The sequence below is a fragment of the Nguyenibacter vanlangensis genome (assembly GCF_013376155.1).
GTDB lineage: Bacteria > Pseudomonadota > Alphaproteobacteria > Acetobacterales > Acetobacteraceae > Gluconacetobacter > Gluconacetobacter vanlangensis.
The window spans coordinates 1-2,417 of the sequence record NZ_JABXXP010000439.1 but is presented as its reverse complement, the minus strand read 5'-3'; the positions used below and the strand labels follow the sequence as shown (position 1 = coordinate 2,417).

Sequence of the window (2,417 nt, the reverse complement as noted above, 5' to 3'; positions counted from 1 at the left end):
CGCCAGGACGGCCCACCATGGGGCATCCCGCCGGCCGGCCGCGCCGCCCGCGCCTGCCGCCGAACAGATCATGACAACCGCCCGCCGCACCCGTTCGGAACAAAGTGTCGGGCGTCTCGAAATGCAGCGCATCCTGCCGGGCATCAACCCGGTCAAGGCGCTCGAAATCCTGCCCGGCGTGGTGTTCGAGAACGCCGATCCCTGGGGCAATAACGAACAGAATTCCTCGCTGTTCATCCATGGCTTCAATCAGAACCAGCTCGGCTTCACCCTGGACGGCGTGCCGCTGGGCGACCAGGCGTACGGCAATTTCAACGGCCTGTCGCCGCAGCGCGCCGCGATCAGCGAAAACATCGCCGCGGCCAATGTCTCCACCGGCGCCGGCGCGCTGGGCACGGCATCGACCAGCAATCTGGGCGGAACGCTGGAATTCCTGACCCAGGATCCGTCCCATCGCGCGGGCGGTCAGCTTGCCCAGACCTTCGGCAGTTGGTCCACCTTCCGCACCTTCGCCCGCATCGATACCGGCGATTTCGGCAACGGCAATTCGGCCTATGTCTCCTGGGCCCGCCAGGACGCGCGGGCATGGGATTTCGCGGGGCACCAGGGCGGCAACCAGGTGAACGCGAAATTCGTCCACCGGTCGGACAACGACCGCATCACCGGCTTCTTCGACTGGTCGGACAAGGTCGAACCGAACGAGGACGGTATCGTCGAACCGAACGGCGGCAGCCTCTATGTCCGTCCCTTCATGTATCCGAACCTGCAGGAGGCCGTAAGCTACTACGACAACTCTCCCGCGTACAAGGCGGCGGGCCTGAACTATCGAAACTACTATTCGGATGCGCAGCGCGAGGATTTCCTGTCCTACGTCAAATGGTCGCATGATTTCAGTGCCAGCCTGCACTGGGACAATCTGTTCTACTACCATCATGATTTGGGCGAGGGCGTGGTCGCCGGACCGATCACCGCCGCCGGCCTGCCCACGCTGTTCTCGGCGTATTTCCCTACTTATTCCGCCTCTCAGCTCTCGCAGGTCTTCGGCGGATCAGGCATGGCCACCCGCACCACCGAATATTGGGACAATCGCGGCGGCCTCACCTCCACCCTGCGTTACCAGCTCGGCCATCACCATATCGAACTGGGCGGGTGGTACGAACGCAACAACAACACCCAGGCGCGGCGCTGGTATCCGTTCGACATCAACAATCCGACCACGCCGTACGAACGCCAGCAGGGCGCGCTGATCGACCAGTATACCAACTATTTCTATACCAATACCTGGACGACCCACCTGCAGGACAGTTGGCAGATCTCGCCGCATGTCACGCTCAATGCCGGTTTCAAGTCCGAACTGGTCTATACCAACGGCATCCTGCCGGTGGCCGGCCTGCCCGGATCGCTGTCGCCCAGGACGGCCGTCACGGTGCCCGGCGGCACCATCGCCGCGACGCGTCCCTTCCTGCCGGCCTTCGGTGCGCTGTGGAACCTGACGCCGCATGAACAATGGTTCGCCAACATCCAGGAAAACATGCGCGCGTTCCAGGCGACCGGCTACGGCAACGCGACACCTTGGGGCGTGACCAGCCAGCAGGCGTTCGAGGATTTCAAGAATCACGGCGAACCGGAAACCGCCTGGACCTATGAAACCGGCCTGCGCACCAACCGGCCGGTCGATCTGGGACCGCTGACCCATATCAGCGGGCAGCTCGAATATTACCACGTGCATTTCTCGAACCGCCTGCTGGCGGTATCGTCCTCGCCCAACCTGGCCTCGATCGTCGGCAGCGCGACCATCCTGACCAATGTCGGCTCGGTCTCGACCGACGGCATGGATCTCTCCTTCACCGCGCAGTTCGGGCCGCATTTCTCATTCTATAACGCCCTGTCCTACAACAAGTCGGTCTATAACGACAATTACGCCAACGGCACCACGGTCGTGCATACCGCCGGCAGGAACGTGGCGGGCGTGCCCGACTGGACCGAAAAATTCGTGGCGTCGGCCAATTGGGGCGATGTCTCGGCCCAGTTCATCGGCGACGTGATCGGCAAGCGCTATGCGACCTACACCAACGACCTGTCGGCCGGCGCCTATGCGCTGTTCAGCCTCAATGCCGGCTACATGATCCACTTCATTCCGCATGTGCGCGGGCTGAAGGTGCAGGGCAACATCACCAACCTGACCGGCACGCGCGGCTGGTCCACCTTGAACATCAGCAACGCTTCGGGCCAATATACCGCTTTTCCAATCGCGCCCCGGATGTATTTCCTGACGCTCAGTGCGAATTTCTGAGGTACCGCACATGCTGACACGCCGATCCGCCCTGGGCCGGCTGGGGGGATTGCTGGGGGTCGCGACGGCCGCCCCCGCCATCCTGCCTGCCGCCATCCTGCCCGCAGCCGGCGCGCGGGCTGCG

Annotated in this window: 1 protein-coding gene; it reads left to right on the top strand. The window is 63.2% G+C overall.

The annotated features are described in order from the left end of the window. The coding region (locus tag HUK84_RS15005) for a TonB-dependent receptor (protein ID WP_176641003.1) at nucleotides 1-2,293 on the top strand (2,293 nt) is incomplete at its 5' end. Between the last annotated feature and the right edge of the window lie 124 nt (nucleotides 2,294-2,417).